The sequence below is a fragment of the Rhizobium sp. SVR5-9E genome (genome assembly GCF_056755095.1).
Genome location: NZ_JBNDHS010000639.1, coordinates 1 through 243 on the forward strand (window position 1 = coordinate 1; position 243 = coordinate 243).

Consider the following 243-nt stretch of genomic DNA (forward strand, 5'->3'; position numbering starts at 1 on the left):
TACACACTCGCCGCCAGCGCCGGGTTGCTCGTCCAGGCTTCCGGGGCCAGAGAGGTCAACTGTATGGCGCCTGTTGGGCTGAGATCGATAAGCGTATCGTCAAACAGCAGTGCGCTGGCGACGACCCGCTCAAGAGGACATCCTGCAGCCCAGCGTACCGGGGTTGATAAGGTATACCGCTGCAACCCGCTGAACCGGCTACAGAACTTAAGCAGAAAGCCTCTTCCAGTTCCTTCGTAACCC

General features: G+C 59.3%; 1 pseudogene. It reads right to left on the minus strand.

Going from position 1 to position 243, the window contains the following annotated elements:
• Positions 1-243 (minus strand): annotated as a pseudogene (locus tag ACPYOJ_RS36360) (hypothetical protein); the annotation flags it as partial.